Origin of the sequence: Brevibacterium yomogidense (assembly GCF_900163715.1) — a bacterium.
Lineage (GTDB): Bacteria > Actinomycetota > Actinomycetes > Actinomycetales > Brevibacteriaceae > Brevibacterium > Brevibacterium yomogidense_A.
Genome location: NZ_FWFF01000001.1, coordinates 20,806 through 42,358 on the forward strand (window position 1 = coordinate 20,806; position 21,553 = coordinate 42,358).

The following is a 21,553-nucleotide window of genomic DNA, read 5'->3' on the forward strand; positions in this document are numbered from 1 at the left end:
GGTGACCGCCCCTCTGCGGGTCGGCATCATCGGTGCGGGCCCGCGCGGCCTCACCGTGCTCGAACGGCTCGTCGCACACACCGTCGATGCCGGCGCTCCCGTCCACATCCGCGTCGTCGATCCCTTCCCGCCCGGAGCGGGCCGCGTGTGGCGGACGGACCAGTCACCGCATCTGCTCATGAATACGGTCCTGGAGGAGCAGACGGTGTTCCCCGACGCCACCTGCGACGTCGCCCACAGCGGAACCGGCCCCACGATGGCCGAGTGGGCGGACTCCGCGCCTCCCGCGGGCCGCTTCCCGCAGCGACGCGACTACGGGCGCTACCTCGCATGGAGCTGGGAGCAGATCACGGCCTCGGCCCCGGACCACGTGGAGATCGTCCACGAGCCGGTCGAGGTGACGACGATCCTCGACGCCCCGTCCGACGCGCAGACGCTGTGGCTGTCCGACGGACGCTCCGTCGACGTCGACGCCGTCGTCCTCTGCGTGGGGCACATCCCGGCCGCCCTGAGCGATGAGCGCGGCCAGTGGCAGCGGTTCGCCCGCGACGCCGGGCTCTCGTACCTCCCTCCGGGGCTGCCCGCAGAGACGCCCGTCGACGCGCTGCCGCCGGGCGAGCCCGTCCTCATCCGCGGATTCGGACTCAACTTCTTCGACCTCCAGTCACTGCTGACCCACGGTCGCGGCGGGACGTTCCGCTCCGATCCGGAGCGCGGCCCCCTCGCACTCACGTACACGCCCAGCGGTGACGAACCGATCCTGATCCCGGGCTCGCGTCGCGGCGTCCCCTACCGCTCCAAGCCGATCAGCCCGGACCACCCGCTGCCGGCGGATCCTCACGACCCCACGCAGCGGCTGCGGTTCTTCACCCCCCAGACGATCGCGCGGCTGCCGGTCCACGGCGACGGGCTGCGCTTCGACGCGCAGCTGTGGCCGCTCATCCTCGCGGACCTGCGCTCCGCCTGGTACTCCACTCTGGCCCGCACGCGCCCCGATGCGTTCGCGGAGGACCCGTCGAAGCTGCTGGGCGCCCTCTCCACCGGTGTCGAACGGCTCGTGCAGGCAGGCGCGGCGCACGAGTCGGAGCGGTGGCACATCCGCGAGGAGCGCGTGCTGCGAGGCGAGATCATCGCCGCCGAACCCCACTTCGTCTTCGATATGCGGCGGCTCCTCCGCCCGCTGGGCGATGAGTCGTTCCCCGACCGGGAATCGCTGCGTGCCGCGCTCATGGAGTTCCTCCGCACGGATCTGGAGGAGTCACTGATCGGCCCGGCGCACTCACCGCTGAAGGCGCTGTTCCCCGTCCTGTGGCAGGCGCGGGCACTGCTCAAGGACCTCGTCGTCGACGACCGGCTCTCCCCCGCGAGCTTCACGCGGGAGGTGCGCGGCTGGTTCGAGGACTTCGTCTCCGGACTGTGCGACGGTCCCCCGCCGCAGCGCTACGCAGAGCTCATCGCGCTCGCAGACGCAGGACTCGTCGACTTCGCGGGCCCACAGGTCCGCGTCACGACGTCTGGCGCCGGAGAGCCTGCGACGTTCATCGCGACGAGCCCCGCCGTGCCGGGCTCGCTCCGCGCACCCGCACTCATCGACGCGAGCTCGCCCGCGAACCGCGTCCAGCAGGCCGACGATTCGCTGATCCGGAGCATGCTCGACCGCGGCCAGCTGTGCGCCGCGACGCATGATCTGGAGGACGGCACCCGCGTCCCGTCCTCGGGACTCGCGGTGACGGGCACCCCGTACCGCACGGTCGACGCCCGGTCACGCGTGCACCCCCGTCGCTACTGCCTCTCGCTCCAACTGTCGTCCGTCCAGCTGGGCCTGGCCATCGCGGCCAACCCGGGCACCAACGCACAGACGCTGCGCGATGCGGACGCCGTCGCCCGCGCCGTCCTCGGCCTCGCCTGACGCCGGTGGGGCCGGTCCCTCACCCGCAGTCCACCGCGCCCGAGGTGCCGGTCGCCCCGCACTTGTGCCGACACTGAACGATCGATAGATTGCCAGAATGACTGCTGACGATGATGTCGCGCTCGCTGCGCCGCCGACCATGGCCTATGACGACGTGGTGCTGGGACGCCGCTCGATCCGCGGGTTCTCCGACAGGGACGTCAGTCGCGAGGTGGTCGAGCAGATCATCGACCTGGCCAGGAGAGCACCGTCCTCCCTCAACAGCCAGCCGTGGAACTTCTATGTGGTGACCGGCGAACCGCTGGAGCGGATCCGGGCGGGCAACGTCGAACGGAATCTGGCAGGCGTGCCGGACACCCGGGAGTTCCGGCCCAACCCCGCCTACGAGGGGCACCATCGGGAACGGCAGATCGGTGTGGCCAAGCAGCTGTTCGCCGCGATGGGGATCGAGCGCCACGACAAGCCGGCCCGCCAGGACTGGGTGCTGCGCGGCTTCCGCCAGTTCGACGCGCCGGTGTCCGTGGTCATCACCTACGACCGCGAACTGCACGGTGCGGACATCCCGGTCTTCGACTGCGGAGCGGTGACGAACGCGCTGGTGAATGCCGCATGGTCGCGCGGCCTGGGCTGCTGCATCAATTCTCAGGGCATCATGCAGTCCCCCGTGGTCCGCGAGCACGCCGGCATCGCCGACGACCAGGTCATCATGATCTGCGTGGCCATGGGCTATCCCGACGATTCATTCCCGGCCAACAGCGTGGTCTCCCAGCGCAAGGACGTGGCCGAGGCGGCTGTGTTCGTCGGCTTCTGAGAGGACCCTCAGGCGCCGCTGCGCGACAGCCGCGCCAGCCCGCTGCTGCCGGCCATGCGACCGCGCACCACCGCGATGAACGCGCCCAGGAGACCCAGCACCAGCCAGCCCAGCAGTCCGCCGTACGCAGCGCCGACCCCGGGGGCTCCCGCAGCCAGAGCGGCCACACCGTTCATCGCCGGCGTGAGCGGGAGGAACGGGGCCACTGCATCGAACCAGCCGGGCACTGCGCCCACCAGCCGTCCGGCGACCGCGAGCACGACCATCGCCACGGAGATGATCCGTCCGACGCCGCCCAGCAGCGCGGTCAGCGCGAAGGTGACGACCGCGAAGGTGACCGCCGCGAAGAGCAGCAGGACCAGCAGCGGGGCGAAGTCGAAGATCGGAAGCCCCAGGACGGCATGCGCGAGGATCGCGAGCACCACCGACTGGATGAGGCCCACGAACAGGCCCGGGCCCAGACCGGTCAGGAGCACCTTCCACGACGGGGCACGTGAGGTCAGTGCCCGGGCGGGAACTGCACGCACGATCGTGTACGTGATGAGCGCACCGATCCACATCGCCATGATGACGAGCAGCGCGATCGTCGATCCCTGCGTGAGGCCGGAGAAGCCGTCCTCGTCGCCTCCGATCGCCTGCGACACGGCTGTCGAGAGGTTGTCGCGCTCCGCGTCGGAGTAGCTGGGCACCTCCTCAGCGCCCTCCTCGATGCCGTCGGCGAACTCACCGGTCCCCTCCGACAGCTGCTCCGTCCCGTCCTGCAGCTGAGTCGTGCCGTCGGCCAGCTGCACCACGCCGTCGGTGTACTGTCCGAGGCCCACGGTGAACTCGTCCATGCCGGTGCCGAGTTCCCCGGCCCCACTCGCAAGCTCGCCCGCGCCGTCGGCCAGCTGGCCCGCACCGTCGCCGAGCTCGCCCACGCCGTCTGCGAACGCGCCGGCTCCATCGGCCAGCTGGCCCGCACCGTCGCTCGACTGCTCCACGCCCTCGACCAGGGGTCCCATGCCGTCCGCCAGCTGCTGCACGCCGTCGGAGAGCTCTCCGGTCCCGTCGGACAGGCCGGAGGCGCCGTCCCGCAGCTGCTCCGATGCCTCGAGCAGCTGCGGCGCATTGTCAGACAGCTCCGTCATGCCGTCGGCCAGCTGCGCGACGCCGTCCTGCGCCTCGCCGATGCCGCCGGACAGTTCGTCAGCGCCGTCCGCGACACCGGACGCGCCGTCTGCGAGCGACATGCCCGTCGCCGGGTCCTGCTCGTCGAGACCGGACGCAGCACCGCCGAGTCCGCCGGCCAGGCCGGAGGTGAAGCCGCGGAGGAAGGTGTCCTCGCACACGGCGGGATCCTCGGCCTGTCCGCACATCTGGCCCATCTGGCCCTCGAGCTGGGCGGCTTCGTCCGAGCCGATCACTCCCGCGTCCACGAGCGTGTCGACGGAGAGCGGCGAGGTCGACTCCGCGAGCCCGCCGGCGCCCGCAGCGCCCTCCTCGAGACCGGACTGGTACTCACCCAGGCCGTCGGAGACGCCCTGAGCGCCGTCGGAGAGCTGGTCGGCACCGTCCTCGAGCTCGCCCATGCCGTCGGCGAGGTCCTGGATGCCGCCGTCGTCGCCGTCGCCGGCGAAACCGCTGAGGATCTCGTCGATCCCCGTCGTGTAGTCGTCGACCCCGCTGCTCAGCTCTCCCGCGCCGTCGTCCAGGTCGGACGCGCCGTCGGCCAGCTGCTGCGTCTGGTCGGGCAGGTCGTCGACACCGTCGTGCAGTTCGCCGAGGCCGTCGGAGAGGTCGCCCGCGCCGCCGGCCAGCTCCTGCGCGCCGTCATCCAGCTGTCCGATGCCGTCCGACAGCGCGCCCGCGCCCTCGGAGAGCCCCGAGGCGCCGTCGGCGATCCCCCCGACACCGTCGTTCAGTGCGCCGGCGCCCTCGGTGATCCCACCCGAGTTGTCGGACAGCTGCCCCGCACCGTCGGACAGTTCGCCGACGCCGGAGTCGAGCTCATCGGCGCCGGTCGCGAGCTCGCCCGCGGCGTCGCCCATCTCGCGCATCTGCTCGCCCATGTCGTTGAAGCCCACGAACACGCCGTCCAGATACTGCTCGGACCACATCTGGTTGAACTGCGACTTCGCGGCGGAGGTGATGGCCTCGATGATGACCGTGTCCGCCAGCGGCGAGGTCTTCGAGCTCACGACGTCGAGCGTCGCCTGCTGCGCCGCCATCGGGTCCTCCTGGGTCCCGGATGCCACGGCTTCGGAGAAGCCCTCCGGGATCGTGACGGAGGCGGCGTAGCGTCCGTCGGACAGACCGGCGGCCGCGTCGTCCTCGTCGGACAGCACCCACGTGACGTTCTGATCCTGGTCCGCGTCGACGAGACCGGCGGACAGCTGACGACCCAGGGGCACTTGCTGCCCCTCGATCTCCGCGCCCTCGTCCTCGTTCACGATGGCGGCGGTGACCTCATCGAGTCGGTCACCGACCTTCCATGTGGCGAAGACGAAGCCCGCCGCGATGAGGAGGGGGACGAGCACGAGGCCCACCAGCGTGAGCCAGGTGACCCGCTTGTCCGTATCGGCGCGTTCGAACATCGCCATCAGTGCGTACCTCCGGTGGAAAGGGCGGCGAGGCGGTCCGCCTCGAGATCGAGCTGTGTGCAGTGAGCCCCGGACGGGATCATCCAGTCCGCTCGCTGGTCGACGAGTCCCAGGACGACGGCGGAGCCGTTCTCCACGGCTGAGTGGACGAGCGCCTCCATCGCGTCGGCGGTCTCGCGGTCTTGGGCACGGTCCGCGTGGTCCAGGACGAGGAGCGCGGGCGGGTTCTTCGCCATCTGTCGCATCGTGGCCGCGTCGACCATGAGTCCCGCGTCCGGGGAGTCGAGTGTGAGGAAGGGGACGTCGCGGCGGATCTTCCGGTTCTCCTCCGGCACCACCATCCCCGCGATCTTGAGCGTGCCGTGGTCCGGGACGATCCTGCCGGAGAGGGTGAGCAGCAGCGCTGAGGATCCGTGGCCGGAGACCGCGAGCACGTCGCCGGGAGCCACGGCGACGTCGAGGTCGGCGTAGACGGGCTCACCGTCCGCGTGCTCGATCGTGAGGCCCTCGCCGTATGCGGCGTAGTCGGCGCCGGCGTGCGGCCAGTCGCGCAGTTCGACCTGATGGACGAGGCCCTCACCCTCGACGTCGACCCTGGGCAGGATGCGGTCCAGCCAGCGCGGCAGCGCCCAGGCCTTGTCGCCCAGGAGTGCGAGCACGGCGGGCACCAGGGTCATGCGCACCAGGAAGGCGTCGGTGAACACGCCGACCGCCAGGCCCAGCGCGATGGATTTGATGATGGAGTCGCCGGCGGGGACGAACGCGCCGAAGACGGCGAACATGATGACGGCCGCGGCTGCCACGACCTTCGCCGAGGACGTGAAGCCTCTGATGATCGCGGTCCGGGCGTCCGCGCCGTGGACGTACGCCTCCCGCATGCCCGTCACGAGGAACACCTCGTAGTCCATCGCCAGCCCGAACAGGATGCCCATGAGGATGATCGGGAGGAAGCTGATGACGGGACCGGTCTCCGCGATCCCCAGCGGACCGGCGAACACCCCGTCGTGGAACACGAGGACGACCACGCCGAACGCTGTGACGACGGACAGGAGGAAGCCCACCGTCGCCTTGATCGGGACCACGATCGAGCGGAACACGATCATGAGCAGCAGCAGTGAGAAACCCACCACGAAGATGCCGAAGGGCAGCAGGGCCCCGCCCAGCTGGGAGCTGATGTCGATGGCGAGCGCGGTCGCACCGGTCACGGCGATCTCGGAGCCGTACTCGTCGAGGAACTGCGGTTCGAGCGCGCGAATCCGCTCCACCGTCTCCTCCGTCTCCGGATCGTCCGGCGCCGTCGTCGGGATCACCTGGATGATGCCGGTGTCCGCGTTGCGGTTGGGAGTGGCCATGACGACCTGCTCGACGCCCTCGACGCCCTCGATCTCGTCGCCCATCGCCTCGATGTCGCCCAGCGGGTCATCGGAGGAGATGATGTCGGCGGTCACCACGAGCGGACCGTTGAAGCCCTCGCCGAACTCCTCCGCGATGAGGTCATAGGAGACCTTCTGCGGAGTGCCCTCCTCTGCCCCGCCGCCGGTGGGCAGCGCGAGCTGGAGCTGGGACGCCGGGATCATGAAGAGGCCCAGGCCGACGACGATGATGAGGATGGTGACGACCGGGGCCTTGATCGCGGCCTTCACCCAGCCGGCGTAGAACCGCTCCGCCGGTGTCCGGCGAGGAGCGGCGGTGACGTCCGCCGAGGTCCCGGCCGGGGCCTCGGGCGCGGTCGCCTGCTGCTCGGCAGCCGTCTGTTCGGCTGTCTGCTGTTCGGCAGCCGTCTGCTTCGGAGCCCTTCGCTTCGAGGCCTTCGGCTTGGGCCGCAGGCGGTCGCCGGCGAAGCCCAGCATCGCGGGCAGCAGCGTCAGGGAGACGGCCACGGCGATGGCGACCGTGACGGCCGCGGCGATGCCCATGACGGCGAGGAACGGGATGCCCGCGACGGACAGTCCGGTCAGCGCGACCATGACGGTGACGCCGGCGAAGACCACAGCGGATCCGGATGTCGCGTTGGCGCGGGCCGCAGCCTCCTCCGCGGGCAGCCCATCCGTGAGGAACGATCTGTGTCGGGACACGATGAAGAGCGCGTAGTCGATGCCCACGGCCAGCCCGAGCATGAGCGCGAGCATGGGGGTCGTGGAGTTCACGGTGAAGAACGCGGTGGCCAGCACGACCAGCAGGAGGCCGATCGCCACGGACAGCAGCGCGGAGATCAGCGGCATGCCCGCCGCCCGCAGGGAGCCGAGTGTAACGAAGAGCACGACGAAGGCGACGATGACGCCGATCACCTCGACGATGGACAGGGACACGCCGGTGACGTTGAACAGCTCGCCGCCCGGGGAGCCCTGGGAGCCTTCGGGCAGATCTGCGATGAGCGCGTCGACGGCGTCCTCGAGATCCGTGAGCGTCGAATCGGGCAGGTTCGCGGCGTCATCGTCGTACTGGAGGGAGATGAGTGCCGCGGATCCCTCGTCGCTGATCGTGCCCTCGACCATCTCGTCGAAGGGGGACGTCGCCGTCTCGACGTGGTCGAGCTCGCCGAAGTCGTCGACCGCGTCCTCGATCGTGTCCCGGTAGGGGGCATCCTCGATGTCATCGCCGTCAGCGGCGACGACGATGACCTGGGCACTCGCGCCGGAGACCTCCGGAAAGGTGAGCGCGAGCGAATCGAGTGCCTCCTGCGCTTCCGCCCCGGGGAGCTCGAAGTCGTCCTCGAAGGACTGGGAGAAGAGGGCCACGGCACCGAGGATCACGGCCAGCAGGGCCACCCACACGGCGACGACGGTCTTGCGGCGGCGGAAGCACGATCGACCGAGGTCGTAGAGGAACGAAGACAAAGTCTCCCTTTCGCACAGCGGGTGGAGAATGGACCGGACGGCTTCGATACAGAACTGTATCGGATACAGTCATGTATTCTGACGCCTGTTCGGCACCGACGCAAACTCACCCAGACGACTCACGCAGATGATTCAGCCAGACGACCACCGAGGGGATCCGTGACCATCAGCCAGCGCCGCCAGCGCACCCGCTCCGCCCTGCAGGACGCGGCCATCACCGTGTTCGCCCGCCGCGGCGTGGCCGGCGCATCGATCGAGGAGATCTGCGAGCAGGGCGGCTTCACGCGCGGCGCCTTCTACTCGAACTACGCGACGAAGGATGAGCTGGTGCTCGGGATCATCGACGAGGAGTTCGCGCTCGCAGTCGCGGGGGCCTCGGACCTCAAGGATCGCCTGGACGGCGGCCCGATCCACCCGACGGACAGCGTCGCAGACCCAGAGGCGACCGGCACGGCGGCCGCGGGCAGCACTGCAGCGCAGCGCGACATCCTCCGCCGCGCGCTCGAGCATTTCCAGTTCCCGTTCTCCAGCACACCCGACCGCATCATCGCGATGCGCGACATCGAGGTCCACTCGCTGCGGCACCCGGAACTGCGGACGCGCCTGGACGAGGTGATGCGCACCCACAAGGAGAGCCTCTACACGACGGTCTCCGACATCCTCACCCACTACGGCGCCCGCTCGACGGTGCCTCTGCGCACGCTCGTCGACATCTGCCACAGCTGCTACGACACCGCCGCGAAGGATGCGGTCGTCGCACACCCCGGCGCCGAATCCGTGGACGTCGACCGATCCATGCTGCTGACCGTGCTCGTGAGCTTCGTCGAGTTCCCCCAGGACTGCCGCACGACGGACGGCGTCCCGTCCTGAGTCCGCAGTTCGGCAGCCGCGACTAGTCTGTGGGGATGTCTTCCGCATCGACCGACCAGACCGACGCCTTCGCCGCGTTCCTCGATTCGATGGATGAGCGGCTGAGCACCTTCATCGAGCATGGACTCCCCGAGACCGTGGAGGTCGGCGGGGAGGAGCGCACCTTCGTGAAGGACCTCTCCCCCGCATCGCTGCCATGGATCGAGGCCTATGCGGTGTCACGACTCCCCACGCCCGCGCTGGCGTCCGCTCCGGCGAACCAGCGCCTGTCCGAGGACCTCATGCGCTATGTGGGAGAGACGTTCCTCCGGACACTCGGCGGGTCGTGGCAGCACGACCCGGACGGGTCCGACCACGGGATGCCCTACATCCAGGTGCCGGATCCGGGTGCGGACGACGCGGCTGCTCCCGCTGAGGCCGATACCGCTGCAGACGCCCCGGCTGACGCCGCCACCGCGCCCGAGGCCCATGTCACCATCGACGTGTCCGTCCTGGGACTGCTCATGGCGGCACTGCAGAACCGGACGGGTGACGTGTTCGTGTCAGCGCTCCTGGGCATCGCGGGCGCGGAGGCTGAGGCTGAGACCGGCGACCAGACGGATCCGTGAGCCGTGGGGCCCGCCGACCGTGAGGCCTGCCGACCGTGGGGCCCGCCACGACGTGAGGACCGCCGACCGTGAGGCCTACTACCCGTGAACCGTGAGCAGACGCCGCTCCGGCGCCTGTGGCTGGCCCTCGGCGTCCTCATGGTGCTGCTCCAGGCGGCGGGGTTCTACACACCGTCATCGGGCGAGGGGACCCTGCCGTTGCCCCCGCACGGGGACAAGGTGTTCCACGCCGCGTCGTTCGCTCTCGCCACGGCCTTCGCCCTGCTGGCGCGGCTGCCGTGGGTGGCCGTCATCCTGTTCATGCTGGGCCACGCGATCGCCAGCGAGCTGATCCAGGGGCTCTTCATGGAGACCCGATCCGGAGACGTCGCCGACGGGGTCGCCGATGTCATCGGCATCCTCTTCGGCGTGCTCGCGGCCCGGTGGCTCGCGCGGAATCCGCCGGAGCAGCGGGAACCCGGCGTGACACCCCCAGAGTGATCTGGCCGGTCAGAGTGACCTCGCCTGCGTCACGCGGTGAGAGTCACCCAGTCGTCGGCTTCGGCCTTCGCAGGGCTGCCGGCGACGAGCCCGACTGAGCGGCTCGCGGCGTCCATGCGGACGCTGACCAGCGTCGCCGGCCGTTCCCACCGCGGCTTCTGCAGGTCGGGAAGCAGGCTGACGGGAGCCTCGGTAGGCGAGGTGCACAGCAGTGCGGCGAGCTCGTCAGCAGAACCTGTCGCCGACATCCCGCCGATCCGCTCCTGCAGCAGCGCGAGGCGCTCGTGCGAGCGTGTGACGGCCGACAGCTCTCGCGCACCGGCCTGCAGCTCGTCCGCGACGAAGTGATTCGTATGAGCGGCGACCCCGGTGACCGGCAGCTCGACGCTTCCGTGCGGACCGATCTCCACCATGCACACGCCGTCGGGCGCCACGACCGTGATCGTCGAGGAGGCCGAGGTCGCTGCCGACCGGATGATCTCCCGCGCCTCGTCGAGACTCGTCGCCCGATTGAGGACCGCTGCCAGGACCGCGTGCACCGGCACGCCGCCCGACCGGTCACCGTCATTCGCCAGGATGTTGAGCATGACGCCCACTCCGGCCGCATTCATGCCGATCTTCCCCAGCATCCCGGCTTCGGCGAATCCGACGTGCCCCAGAGTGCCCTCGCCCGCCTCCACGTGGTGGATGTGCCAGAGATGGGCGAGCGCGACCTGCCAGTCCCACGTCTGCGCGCCGACACCGGAGCCCGTCTGCGACAGACCGGCGAGCGTCGAGCACTCGGCCTCTGCAGCACCTGCCGCCGCGAGCACCTCCGTGCGGGCGACCACGAGGCCCAGTTCCTGCGGCGTCACCTGAGCCGCCTCCGCCACGGCGAGGACCTCCGCGTGCTGGAGCGCGTCCCAGTCGTGCAGCGCCTCGAGGCTCGCCGCCGCGGATGACGCCTGCATCTGCCGCGGGATTCCCCGCGCGTCGAAGAACGCCGTGTAGCCGTCCACCGCCGTGCGGATGAGTGAGCGCAGCTCTTCACCGCGCCTGCGGCCGCGCTCCTGCGCCGTCGCCTGCGGCAGACTGAGCGAGACGGGTCGGATCAGGTCCGGTGATGTGGAGTCGGCGTCTGCTCCGCCGGCGGCACCGAGGCCACCGGCGGCGCCGAGTCCGGCTCCGGCCGATGACGTGGACGCCGACTCGCCCGGCACGGCACTCACCGTCCCGACTCTCCGCCGTCCAGCGACGGGACGGGCATGTCCAGGTAGTGCATGTGTGCGGCGGTCTCCATGAGGGCCGCGTAGAGCTGGAAGCCGGTGAGCCCCTCGAACCCGCGCGCCCATTCCATCCCCTGGCACATCGAGTAGACCGACTGGTCATCCGTGGCCGCCGCGCGTTCCCGCAGTTCGGCCAGACGCTGGTCGTGGTGGGCCACCAGCTGGTCCGCGCGGATGTGCAGGCCGTCGAAGCGGTATCCGTGAGCAGGTGCGACGGCCACGTCCTCCGGAAGTCCGCGCATGCGCTCGAGGGATCCGAGGTAATCGCCCAGGCTGTGTCCGATCGAGGTGATGTCGAGGCCGATGTTCGGCGAGATGCTCGGCAGCACGTGGTCCCCGGAGAAGAACGTCTGGTTCTCCTCGTCGTGGAGTGCGATGTGCCCGAACGTGTGCCCCGGCGTCCACAGGACGCGGATCCGGCGACCGGGGATCGGCAGGAGCTCCTTGTCCTCGACCCGCAGGAGGTTCTGAGGCCAGTCGAAGGCGAATACCGTCCGGTCCGAGCTCGCGGAGCGGGCCTTCCCCGCGAACGACGAAGCCAGCTCTTCGATCCGCTCGGCCGGCAGGCCCAGGTTCGCGCCGAGCGCCATGGCGGATTCCGGCGTCGTGCGCGATGACCGGCTGCGGAACGACTCGACCGACTCGATGTCGTGGGAGTGCAGCGCGAGCCACGCCCCGGGCTGGAGGCTCAGCAGAGCGGGGACCAGGCCCAGGTGGTCGCGGTGGTAGTGGGTCACGACGATCCCGACGATGTCCGCCGGCGTGTATCCCGCGCCGGACAGACCCTCGAGAAGTGCCTGGAGCCGCGCATCGCCGTCCCACCCCGGGTCCACGACGGCGACCCCGTCGTCGGCCTCGAGGAGGTAGCTGTACGTGTACCGGAGAGGGTTGTCCGGGATGGGGACGGGAACCGCCCATGTGCCTTCCGCGATCCGCTCGGTGGCGGGCAGCACCCGGTCCTTCCACGCCTGTGCCTGAGCGGTGCTCAGTGGACGCAGATCGGTCTGCGATGTCATCCGAACCCCTTTCGTGCAGTGGTCTCTGTCACAGCACAGTATCGGATGACTGATCGGTCAATCAGCACCGTCTCACTCAGAGGATCAGTCTGCGACGCCCCTGCTGTCCCGCGCGCTGCGCGGAGGAACGGCGGAATCGGGCTCGTCCTCGCCGGCGCCGTCCTCATCCAGCGCCTCGTCCGCGTCCAGGTCCTCGCCCTGATCCTCGTCCTGATCCTCGTCCGAGTCGCCGGCCTTCGCCGGGCTCGAGAGGGTCATGCCCGGCGGCAGGCGATCGGGCTTCGGGGGCACTGAGAACTTCGCGGCCCACTCATCCTCCGTCGGTTCCTCGGTCACCACCGTGACGTCTGCGAGCTCGTCCGTGGCAGCGTCTTCCGCTGTCGCGTCCTCCACGGCTGTAACGTCCTCTGACAGTGGGGCTTCCTCCGCTGCTGGAGCTTCCTCCGCAGGTTCTTCCGCGAATTCGTTCGTGGATTCCTCTGTGGAGCGCTCGGTGGACCCCTCTGTGGAGCCCTCCGCAGAGCGATGCCTTCGCGTCCCGATGCGGTCGTCCTCGACAGCAGACCGACGGGGGAGGATGTCGGCGCCCTCTGCGACCTCGGCGATGGAGACGTCTCCTGCGGCACCGTCGTCGTCCGGAGCAGCGCCGGCCGGACTGCCGAACATGTCTTCGCTTGCCGAGCCCTCGCTGTCCGAGCCCTCGACCGCCGGCCCCGCATCCACCGACCGTCCGCCCACCGACAGTTCAGCCTGGTGGCTGTCGCCCAGAGTCGCGGCGAGCGCGGCCAGCGGAACGATGAGCCAGGCGGGCCGGTCCCTCATCTCCGAGACGACCTCGACCAGCAGCCGATCGATGAGTGCCGCCCGCAGCAGCGGGTCCGTGACGGACTTCGTCTCGCCGAGCGCATGCCCGTAACCGGACAGGAATGAGTTCGCGGTCTGCCGGCACCAGAGGTGCTCGGGCGCCGCGAGGTAGTCGTCGCGGAGCTCTGTGTCCTCCAGCCCCTGTATCGCCAGCGCACGGATCCGCGGCTCTCCCTCGGCCAGGGACCCCGTTCGCTGCAGCCACGCGTACCCTGCGGCGTAGTCGATGCTCCGGAGCATGGCGACGAGATCGATCTCCACGGGCCGGGGCTCGTCGGGGATCACCGCGAAGCTGATGACGCGGGGGCCCTCCGCCGTCCCGACCGTGATGTGGTCGAGTGTCAGCTCGCCATGGATCCGCTGGAGCGGACCGAGGCTGTCGATGTCGTCGAGCGAATCAGCGTGCTCGCGCAGTCGCTGCTCCATGGAGCCCAGAGCGCCGGGTGCACGGCTGATCGCCCAGTCGATGCGCTCGCGCCACTTGCGGATGAGGCGACGCGTGGGTTCGCCCTCGCTCCGCACACGGCCGAATTCCGTCCCGAGGTCGACGTGCAGACCGCCAACAACGGTTCCCAGCGTCGACGCCTGTCGGTTGAACGAGCCCACGGATCCGGAGTCCACCTGCAGCGCCGTCTCCACCGCCGCGCGCCACGCACGGCGGGAAGCGGGCAGCGCGTGCGACAGGAGTGCGAACGGAGCCGCGATCGTCGTGAGATCCGTGTCGTCGAACCAGCGCGTCTGCGACCACCCGACGGCAGGGTGCACAGACGCCGATTCCCCCGCGGTGAGTGCCAGGGGGTACCGCACGGCGGGAGGGTTCACGGCACCGATCTCCCGCAGGATCGTGAGGGCGAAGACGCCGGCCGGGCCGTCGATCTCGACGCGCGACTCACTGCCCAGGCCATCGGTCCGACGGAAGCGGTGTTCACTCGCCCGCTCCAGCAGGGAAGCGTCCGGCTCCGGTGCTGACCCGCGGGCCTGCTCAGGGTCGGCGTCCGGGAGCTCATCGCCCGCACGGAACGTCTGGAGCTGCTCATCGGCGGTCGCGTGTCCGTCGACGATGGCGTCCGCGAGTGCCAGCACGAAGACCGGGTCCGCTGCGCCGTCGTAGACGTAGCTCTTCCCCAGCAGCAGATCATCGACGACACCCACCAGGTGCGACCGCAGCGAGTAGTCCTCGACCGTCCGGATGGAGAGCGGGACGCACAGCCGCGTGTGACGGCGCGGGCCGCGCACCGTGAGCACCACGAGCAGGCACTGCACCGTGCCCGCATCGTCATCGGAGACCTCGGCGATCCTCGCGACTGACAGGGGCGTGATGTCGGGCTCCTCGCCCACGCTCCCGCCCAATGCCGGCATCCATCGCTGGCGCGGGAGCCAGCGGGCGAGCAGACGCTCCAGATCGCTGCTGATGGCCATGCGTGGTCCCCTCCGCTGCTCGACCGATACTCACCGTGCGACTTCTCTCCGTGCGACGGCGCGCGTTCATAGACTCTAGCCAAAGACAGGACCACGGTGTGGGACGGACTGGCCACCTGAGCGCATGGATTTCTCCGATGACGCACAATTGAGGGGTGCTGATCCATGAGAACGCCCGCCGAGCCCTGCCCACCGCCGATGATGTCGAAGCTGCGTCCGCTCGCATCGCCGATGAGGTCATCACCACTCCCCTCTATGTCTCCGACCGCCTGTCCTCTGCGACGGGCGCCACGGTCTACCTCAAACGGGAGGACCTCCAGGCGGTGCGGTCCTACAAGATCCGCGGAGCCTTCAACTTCCTCCTGCAGCTCACCGCGGCTGAGCGCAAGCGCGGGGTCGTCTGCGCGTCCGCGGGCAACCACGCCCAGGGCTTCGCCCGCGCCTGTTCGGCGCTGGGGGTGAACGGCACGATCTTCGTCCCGAAGACGACACCGCGCCAGAAGATCGAGCGCATCCGGCACTTCGGCGGTCGGCACGTGGACGTGATGATCGAGGGATCGACGTACGATGACGCCTCGGACCTCGCCAAGCGCCACGCCCAGGTGACCGACGCACTCGTCGTCTCCGCGTTCGACGACCCCCTCACGATCGCCGGGCAGGGGACCATCGCGCAGGAGATCCACACGCAGATGGAGCACGACCCGGACGTCATCGTGGTGCCGGTGGGCGGCGGCGGCCTGCTCGCCGGGATGGTCGCCTACGCGGCGGTGCACATGCCTGATACGACGATCGTCGGCGTCGAACCGGAGGGCGCCGCGTCGATGATGGCCGCGATGGCAGCCGGGCGCCCCGTCACCCTCAGCAACATCGACTCGTTCGCGGACGGCGCGGCGGTGCGGAGAGCGGGCGACTTCACCTATGAGCTGCTCGCTCAGCACGACATCCCGCTGTTCACTGTGCCGGAGGGCCGCGCGGCAACGGAGATGCTGGACCTCTACCAGGTGGAGGGGATCATCACCGAGCCCGCCGGAGCGCTCGCGTCCGCGGCCGTGGGCCCCACGGGGTCCGGTGCGCCGGTCACCGTGGCTCCCGGGACCTCGGTCGTGTGCCTCGTCAGCGGTGGCAACAACGACATCTCCCGCTACTCGGAGATCATCGAGCGGTCCCTCGTCCACGAGGGGATCAAGCACTACTTCATCGTGAACTTCCCGCAGGAGCCCGGCGCTCTGCGCCGCTTCCTCAACGACGTCCTGGGGCCCGACGACGACATCGCGATGTTCGAGTACGTGAAGCGCTCCGACCGTGAGACCGGCCCGGCCTTCGTCGGCATCACGCTGGGAGAGCCGTCCGACCTGGGCCGGCTGCTGGAGCGGATGGACGAATCGCCGCTGCAGATCGAGCGCGTCAGCCAGGACTCCCCGCTCTTCCGCATGTTCGTCTGAGCCGCCGTAGAGTGGTCGCATGCGTGCTATCACCCTCACCGAACACGGCGGTCCCGACGTCCTCACGGTCTCGGAGATCCCCTCGCCCACCGCACGGCCCGGGAGCGTCGTCGTCGACGTCCACACGGCCGGCCTCAACCGTGCCGACCTCCTGCAGCGCCAGGGCCACTACAACCCGCCGGCCGGAGCGAACACGGAGCACGAGGTCCCCGGCCTCGAGGTGTCGGGCACCATCTCCTCGATCGGCGACGGTGTGACCGACTGGGCGGTGGGCGACCGCGTCGCCGCGCTGCTCGCGGAAGGCGGATACGCGGAGCAGGTCGAGGTCCCCGCCGGCCAGCTGCTGGCCGTCCCGGACGGGTTCTCCCTCGCCGAGGCCGCGGCACTGCCCGAGGTCCTGTGCACCGTCCACTCGAACGTCTTCACCGCCGCCGGGCTGGCGCCCGGCGAGTGGCTGCTGGTCCACGGCGGCGGATCCGGCATCGGCACGGCCGCCATCCAGATGGCGAAGTCCCACGGTGCGAAGGTCGCCGTGACGGTCGGCAGCGACCGCAAGGGCGACTTCTGCCGCGACCTGGGAGCGGACGCCGTCATCAACTACAAGGAGGAGGACTTCGTCGAGCGCATCCGGGAGATCACCGGCGACGGTGACACCCCCGGCGACGGCGCTGACGTGATCCTCGACGTCGTGGGAGCGAAGTACCTCGACCGCAACATCAAGGCGCTGGCAGTCGACGGACGCCTCACCATCATCGGGCTGCAGGGCGGCGTCAAGGCGGAGGCGAACCTCGGACGGATGCTGCCCCGTCGCCTCACAGTCATGGCGACGACCCTGCGCGCGCGTCCCGAAGCGCAGAAGGCGCGCATCGTCGCCGATGTCGCGCAGACGTTCTGGCAGGAGGCGATGAACGGCGGGATCAAGCCGATCGTCGATTCCGAGTTCCCCCTGGCGGACGCGGCGCAGGCACACGCGCGCATGGAGGCCGGCGAGAACATCGGCAAGATCCTGCTGTCCGTCGCCGCCGACGGCTGAGGCCACGCCGGTGGGACTCCTGTCCGCGTTCCGCAGGGACCGCCGCAGCCCGCAGGAGAAGCGGTTCGGCACGGGGCTGTGGCGCCAGCACCGGGAGCGCTTCTCCCGGGCCGTCGACAGGTTCTTCGAGACGGCGAGTGCGCTGCATGAGGAGCACGGTGCGTCCGATGCGGCGGCCCAGATCGATGAGCTCGCGCAGCTGACCCTCGTGCTCAATGAGCTGGACGAGAGGGTCGCAGTCCTCGCCGAGGCCGCACAGCGCGCCGTGCCGCTGGAGGGGCTGGTCTTCCCGGCAGAGGGGCGCACACGGCTGGGCGACGTGCCGGAGCGGCTGTCGCGGGCCTCGGCGCTGGTCGCGCAGGCACTGCAGTCGGCGATGATGCTGCGCGCACGGCTCACGACGGGTCCGCATGGTCCTCACGGACAGTCGGCGAGGTCCGCCGAGTACGCGGACGCCGCCCGCACCTACGTGGAGCGGGCGGCGGGGCTGATCGCGGAGGCGGAAGCGGGCCTCCCGCCGGACCTCAGGCGGTAGAGGCCTCCAGGCGGTCGAGCTCAGGCGGCTGGGGTCCCGAGTGGAGACCTCAGGCGGTGGCGGCGGCTTCCAGTCCGAGTCGCTCGATGAGTGCGGTTGCGAGGCCGTCGTCGTCGACCGGATCCGTCACCACACTGGCGAGGGCCTTGAGCTCGTCCCCCGCCTGGCCCATGACGATGCCGTAGTCGACCCACTCGATCATCTCGATGTCGTTGCTGCCGTCGCCCGCACCGATCGTGTCCTCACGAGAGATGTCGAGCAGCTCGCTGACGATCTCCAGGCCGTGGGCCTTCGAGACGCCGTCCGGAGCGATGTCCAGCCAGTTGCTCCAGCCCACGGAGTAGGTGACGCCGTGGAGGCCCACCCGCTCCACCGCCTGGCGGAAGTCATCGGACGCGCCGTTGGGGTCGCGCATGACGATGCGGGTCGCGCGACGCTCCTTGAGCTCGTCGAACGGGACGATCGTGAAGTCCTCCATGTCCGCGAGCTCGCCGGAGGGGAACTCCGCCGACGCGTAGCGGTCGAGGTTCTCGTCCTCCACCATGTAGAGCGCCGTCGGCATGACGTCGACCATGCGCTCGAGCGCAGGGCGAGGGTCGAAGGTCTCCACGTGCTGGACGACCCACCCCTTCTCAGAACCCTGATCGAGCCGCACGACCACCGCGCCGTTCGAGGCGACGACGTAGCCGTCGGTGAGGCCCAGACGGTTGGCCGTCTCCAGCGCGCCTCCGACGGAGCGGCCGGTGGACACGACCACGTGGTGGCCTGCCTCGACGACCGCTTCCAGAGTGGTGCGCACCACCTCGGACATCCGGTTGTCGTAGTCGACGATCGTGCCGTCGACGTCGAGTGCCACGAGCTGCGGGCGGGTGACGGTCATGCTCACCGGTGATCTCTCCTGTCATCGGGGGCGTGCCACCGAGTCGTGGCGCGCGGGTGTTACGAGTAGATGGGCCCGTTCGGGCCGTAGGCGGTCATGCCGCCCATGTAGGGGCGCAGCGCCTCGGGGATCCGGACGGATCCGTCCGCCTGCTGGTGGTTCTCCAGCAGCGCGACGAGCCACCGCGTGTTCGCGACGGTGCCGTTGAGCGTGGCGACCGGACGTGTCCCGGACTCCACGCGCTCACGGACCTTGAGGCGACGGGCCTGGAAGTTCGTGCAGTTCGACGTCGAAGTGAGCTCGCGGTACGTCCCCTGCGTGGGGATCCACGCCTCCGTGTCGAACTTCCGCGCAGCGGAGTCGCCCAGGTCGCCGGCCGCGATGTCGACGATCCGGTAGGCGAGCTCGCACTTCGCGAGCATCTCCTCCTCCACGGCGAGCATGCGGGCGTGCTCGGCCTCGGCATCCTCGGTCCGGACGTAGGAGAACATCTCGACCTTCTGGAACTGGTGGACGCGGAGGATCCCGCGGGTGTCCTTGCCGTAGCTGCCGGCCTCGCGGCGGTAGCAGGGCGACCAGCCGGCGTACCGCTTGGGCCCGTCGGACAGGTCGAGGATCTCGTCCATGTGGTAGCCGGCCAGCGGCACCTCGGACGTGCCCACGAGGTAGAGGTCGTCTGCCTCCAGGCGGTAGATCTCGTCCGCATGCTCCCCGAGGAAGCCCGTTCCGGCCATGACTTCGGGCTTCACGAGCGTCGGGGTGATGGTCGGGACGAAGCCGTGGGCCTCGACCGTGTCGAGCGCCATGGTGAGCATCGCCAGCTCGAGGCGGGCGCCGAAGCCGGTGAGGTAGTAGAAGCGCGCGCCGGACACCTTGGCGCCGCGCTGCGTGTCGATCGCGCGCAGGGACTCGCCCAGCTCCACGTGGTCCTTGGGCTCGAAGCCGTCCGCCGTGAAATCGCGCGGAGTGCCCTCCCTGCGGATCTCCACCGAATCGTCCTCGCCGCCGGACGGGACCCCGTCGATGATGAGGTTGGGCAGGCGGCGCAGCAGGGCGTCGAAGCCGAACTCCGCGTCATCCGCGTCCGCCTGCAGCGCCTTGACCCTGGCGGACAGCTCCTGCGCGTCAGCCACGAGCGCGGCCTTCTCCTCGCCCTTCGCCTGGGCGACCTTCTTGCCGAAGCTCTTCTGCTCCGCGCGTGCCGCTTCGAAGGCAGTGAGTGCGGAACGGCGCGCGGCGTCCGCGGACAGCACGTCGTCGACCAGTGATTCGTCCGCGCCGCGGGCTCTCTGCGAGGCCTTGAAGACGTCCGGTTCGTCGCGCAGTCGCTGAAGGTCGATCATGCCCTCAAGCCTAGCCGACGACCTCCGCCCGGCGAGCCTCCAGGGAGTGGGCCACGAGCCGAGGCGAGCGGCCTGCGGGCTGAGGCGAGAGGTCCTTCGGCTGAGGAGTCGCCGCGAACCGCGCGGCCGCCGCCGTTTCCCCTGCGATGCCGCTGTACCGTGCTTGCATGACCTTCGAGATCCACATCGCACTGCTGATCGCGCTCGCCGCGGTCATCCTCGTCGTCGGCCTCCTCATCGGCCGAGCGCTGGTCCTCCGGAACCAGCGGGCCGCCGCGGCGCACGCGCCCGAGGCGACCGGCACCTCGGGCGCGGGGGTCACCGACCCGTCCGAGGACGGGACCGTCCACGAGCCGGAGCCGGAGCCGGAGCCCGTCCGCAGGGACCGCGCCGCACTGGTCATCAACCCCACGAAGGCGGGCGCCGACGAGGTGCGCCGGCTGCTGCTGCGGATCAGCCGAGAAGAGGACTGGGACGACCCGCTCGTCCTGGAGACCACGGAGGACGACCCCGGCGAGGGCCCCGCGCGCGAGGCGGTCGAGCAGGGCGTCACCGTCGTGATCGCCGCGGGAGGCGACGGAACGGTGCGCGCCGTGGCGGGCGTCCTCACGGGAACCGAAGTCGCGCTGGGCATCGTGCCGCTGGGGACCGGCAACCTCCTGGCGCGGAACCTCGACATCGTCCTCGACAGGCACGAGTGGGCGCTGCGCACCGCCCTGACCGGACGGTCCGCGCTCATCGACACGGGGAAGATCCGCATCGATCCGGAGGGGGATGCGCACACGTTCCTCGTCATGGCCGGCATCGGGTTCGACGCAGAGGTCATGGGCAGCGTGAACGAGGACCTCAAGGACAAGATGGGGTGGCTCGCGTACGTGGAGGCGGGCTCGCGGAGCCTGCTGGGCCACCGCGTCGACGTGACGATCTCCTCCGACGACGGCGAGGAGCGTGAGGCGAAGATCCGCTCCGTGGTCGCCGGCAACTGCGGGCGTCTGCAGGGCGGCCTGTGGCTCTTCCCCGACGCCGTGATCGACGACGGGCTCATCGACCTCCTCATCGTGTCGCCGCGCAATCTGGCGGAGTGGGTGGGGGTCGCGGCCTCGATCATGGGCAAGCGGGTGCGCCGCGGACTGCACACGGCGACCCTGCAGGCGGAGACCTTCACCATCCGCTCGAAGGAGCGCGTCGAAGTGCAGGTCGACGGGGACGCGCATGGGACGACGGACTACCTCGAGCTGACCGTCGACCCCGCGTCGCTGTACGTGCAGCGCCCCACTGCGGAGATCAAGCGGAGCATCCGCCGTGAGGCCTTCGGGCTGGGCACGTCGGGCGGCCCGTACCTGACGATCTGAGGTGGGGGCGGGAGTTGGGGCGGTGCTCCCGCCCCCTCACCTGCCGAGACGTCATTTCTGCACGCGATCCGCGCTGAATCTGTGCTCGAATGCCGGGTGGACGTGCCCGAATGACCGATGAACCGCGCCAGCATGTGCCCCGCGTCACGCGGAGACGGGTTCCGCACACTCCGCGCGCCGACTCCTTCCAAGATTCGCTCAGCGTTCACACAAGAGACGACTTCCGGTCGTTCCCGGTCTCGAGACTCTTACTGCACATCATTCGCGTCCGCCTGCGGTGATCCTCCCTTCCCCTCACCTGTCCGCG

Annotated in this window: 17 protein-coding genes; 9 read left to right on the forward strand and 8 right to left on the reverse strand. The window is 69.9% G+C overall.

From position 1 onward, the window contains the following. The first annotated feature begins 1 nt into the window (after nt 1). Together FM105_RS00095 and FM105_RS00100 are read left to right on the forward strand one after the other, a co-directional pair. A complete protein-coding gene (locus FM105_RS00095; protein ID WP_087002885.1) occupies nt 2-1,909 on the forward strand; it encodes an FAD/NAD(P)-binding protein in 1,908 nt (635 codons plus the stop codon). A gap of 97 nt (nt 1,910-2,006) precedes the next feature. After that, nucleotides 2,007-2,720 carry a nitroreductase gene (locus FM105_RS00100; protein WP_218777878.1) on the forward strand — a complete coding sequence of 238 codons (714 nt, stop codon included), beginning with the start codon at nt 2,007-2,009 and terminating at the stop codon, nt 2,718-2,720. Between the two features lie 8 nt (nt 2,721-2,728). Here the strand turns inward: FM105_RS00100 and FM105_RS00105 are convergent, their stop codons facing one another. Further along, entirely contained in the window at nt 2,729-5,302 is a 2,574-nt protein-coding gene (locus FM105_RS00105) for a YhgE/Pip domain-containing protein (RefSeq protein ID WP_256970111.1), read from the reverse strand. Further along, the gene (locus tag FM105_RS00110) at nt 5,302-8,139 is read right to left on the reverse strand and encodes an MMPL family transporter (protein ID WP_087002888.1); all 2,838 of its coding nucleotides are present in this window, start codon (nt 8,137-8,139) and stop codon (nt 5,302-5,304) included. Before FM105_RS00110 ends, FM105_RS00105 begins: the two co-directional genes overlap by 1 nt. 159 nt (nt 8,140-8,298) lie before the next feature. Between FM105_RS00110 and FM105_RS14750 the strand changes: the two genes are divergently transcribed. The 3 genes from FM105_RS14750 (at nt 8,299) to FM105_RS00125 (ending at nt 10,097) form a co-directional block, all read left to right on the forward strand. Next, nucleotides 8,299-9,009, forward strand: a complete 711-nt coding sequence (locus FM105_RS14750; RefSeq protein ID WP_218777879.1) for a TetR/AcrR family transcriptional regulator — start codon at nt 8,299-8,301, stop codon at nt 9,007-9,009. Between the two features lie 35 nt (nt 9,010-9,044). Continuing rightward, on the forward strand, nt 9,045-9,617 hold the full coding sequence (locus FM105_RS00120; protein WP_087002891.1) for a hypothetical protein: 573 nt from the start codon (nt 9,045-9,047) through the stop codon (nt 9,615-9,617). Between the two features lie 84 nt (nt 9,618-9,701). Beyond that, nucleotides 9,702-10,097 (forward strand): VanZ family protein, encoded by a 396-nt coding sequence (locus FM105_RS00125; protein ID WP_087002894.1) that lies wholly within the window; start codon nt 9,702-9,704, stop codon nt 10,095-10,097. A gap of 29 nt (nt 10,098-10,126) precedes the next feature. Here the strand turns inward: FM105_RS00125 and FM105_RS00130 are convergent, their stop codons facing one another. The 3 genes from FM105_RS00130 to FM105_RS14595 form a co-directional block, all read right to left on the reverse strand. Continuing rightward, the gene (locus FM105_RS00130; protein WP_087002897.1) at nt 10,127-11,305 is read right to left on the reverse strand and encodes a C45 family autoproteolytic acyltransferase/hydolase; all 1,179 of its coding nucleotides are present in this window, start codon (nt 11,303-11,305) and stop codon (nt 10,127-10,129) included. Beyond that, complete coding sequence (locus tag FM105_RS00135; protein WP_087002900.1) at nt 11,302-12,378, reverse strand: MBL fold metallo-hydrolase; 1,077 nt, start codon at nt 12,376-12,378, stop codon at nt 11,302-11,304. Before FM105_RS00135 ends, FM105_RS00130 begins: the two co-directional genes overlap by 4 nt. Before the next feature lie 84 nt (nt 12,379-12,462). Beyond that, nucleotides 12,463-14,661 (reverse strand): maltokinase N-terminal cap-like domain-containing protein, encoded by a 2,199-nt coding sequence (locus FM105_RS14595; RefSeq protein ID WP_087002903.1) that lies wholly within the window; start codon nt 14,659-14,661, stop codon nt 12,463-12,465. Nucleotides 14,662-14,819: 158 nt separating this feature from the next. On the opposite strand from FM105_RS14595, the gene ilvA reads away from it, so the two are divergent. From ilvA to FM105_RS00155, 3 genes are read left to right on the forward strand one after another with little or no spacing between them, the layout of a single operon-like run. Then, nucleotides 14,820-16,103, forward strand: a complete 1,284-nt coding sequence (gene ilvA, locus FM105_RS00145; protein WP_087004176.1) for a threonine ammonia-lyase IlvA — start codon at nt 14,820-14,822, stop codon at nt 16,101-16,103. Between the two features lie 19 nt (nt 16,104-16,122). Beyond that, complete coding sequence (locus FM105_RS00150; protein WP_087002906.1) at nt 16,123-17,136, forward strand: NAD(P)H-quinone oxidoreductase; 1,014 nt, start codon at nt 16,123-16,125, stop codon at nt 17,134-17,136. Nucleotides 17,137-17,146: 10 nt separating this feature from the next. After that, complete coding sequence (locus tag FM105_RS00155; RefSeq protein ID WP_087002909.1) at nt 17,147-17,671, forward strand: hypothetical protein; 525 nt, start codon at nt 17,147-17,149, stop codon at nt 17,669-17,671. 49 nt (nt 17,672-17,720) lie between these two features. Here FM105_RS00155 and FM105_RS00160 read toward each other — a convergent pair whose 3' ends face one another. From FM105_RS00160 to FM105_RS14600, 3 genes are read right to left on the reverse strand one after another with little or no spacing between them, the layout of a single operon-like run. After that, nucleotides 17,721-18,551, reverse strand: a complete 831-nt coding sequence (locus FM105_RS00160; RefSeq protein ID WP_179207025.1) for an HAD family hydrolase — start codon at nt 18,549-18,551, stop codon at nt 17,721-17,723. A gap of 59 nt (nt 18,552-18,610) precedes the next feature. Further along, a complete protein-coding gene (gene serS / locus FM105_RS00165) occupies nt 18,611-19,894 on the reverse strand; it encodes a serine--tRNA ligase (protein WP_087002915.1) in 1,284 nt (427 codons plus the stop codon). A 10-nt stretch (nt 19,895-19,904) separates the two neighbouring features. Beyond that, nucleotides 19,905-20,063, reverse strand: coding sequence for a hypothetical protein (locus FM105_RS14600; protein ID WP_179206992.1), 159 nt, complete (start codon nt 20,061-20,063; stop codon nt 19,905-19,907). On the opposite strand from FM105_RS14600, the gene FM105_RS00170 reads away from it, so the two are divergent. Further along, nucleotides 20,062-21,246: a diacylglycerol/lipid kinase family protein gene (locus FM105_RS00170; RefSeq protein WP_087002918.1), complete on the forward strand. Its 1,185-nt coding sequence runs from the start codon at nt 20,062-20,064 to the stop codon at nt 21,244-21,246. The two genes, FM105_RS14600 and FM105_RS00170, sit on opposite strands and share 2 nt — an antisense overlap. Nucleotides 21,247-21,553 lie beyond the last annotated feature (307 nt).

Coding starts and splice junctions, on each gene's coding strand:
- FM105_RS00120 (WP_087002891.1), top strand. CDS start 9,045: ATGTCTTCCGCATCGACCGACCAGACCGACGCCTTCGCCGCGTTCCTC.
- FM105_RS00150 (WP_087002906.1), top strand. CDS start 16,123: ATGCGTGCTATCACCCTCACCGAACACGGCGGTCCCGACGTCCTCACG.
- FM105_RS00170 (WP_087002918.1), top strand. CDS start 20,062: ATGACCTTCGAGATCCACATCGCACTGCTGATCGCGCTCGCCGCGGTC.
- serS (WP_087002915.1), bottom strand. CDS start 19,894: ATGATCGACCTTCAGCGACTGCGCGACGAACCGGACGTCTTCAAGGCC.
- FM105_RS00135 (WP_087002900.1), bottom strand. CDS start 12,378: ATGACATCGCAGACCGATCTGCGTCCACTGAGCACCGCTCAGGCACAG.
- FM105_RS00160 (WP_179207025.1), bottom strand. CDS start 18,551: ATGACCGTCACCCGCCCGCAGCTCGTGGCACTCGACGTCGACGGCACG.
- FM105_RS00105 (WP_256970111.1), bottom strand. CDS start 5,302: ATGGCGATGTTCGAACGCGCCGATACGGACAAGCGGGTCACCTGGCTC.
- FM105_RS00100 (WP_218777878.1), top strand. CDS start 2,007: ATGACTGCTGACGATGATGTCGCGCTCGCTGCGCCGCCGACCATGGCC.
- FM105_RS14595 (WP_087002903.1), bottom strand. CDS start 14,661: ATGGCCATCAGCAGCGATCTGGAGCGTCTGCTCGCCCGCTGGCTCCCG.
- FM105_RS14600 (WP_179206992.1), bottom strand. CDS start 20,063: ATGCAAGCACGGTACAGCGGCATCGCAGGGGAAACGGCGGCGGCCGCG.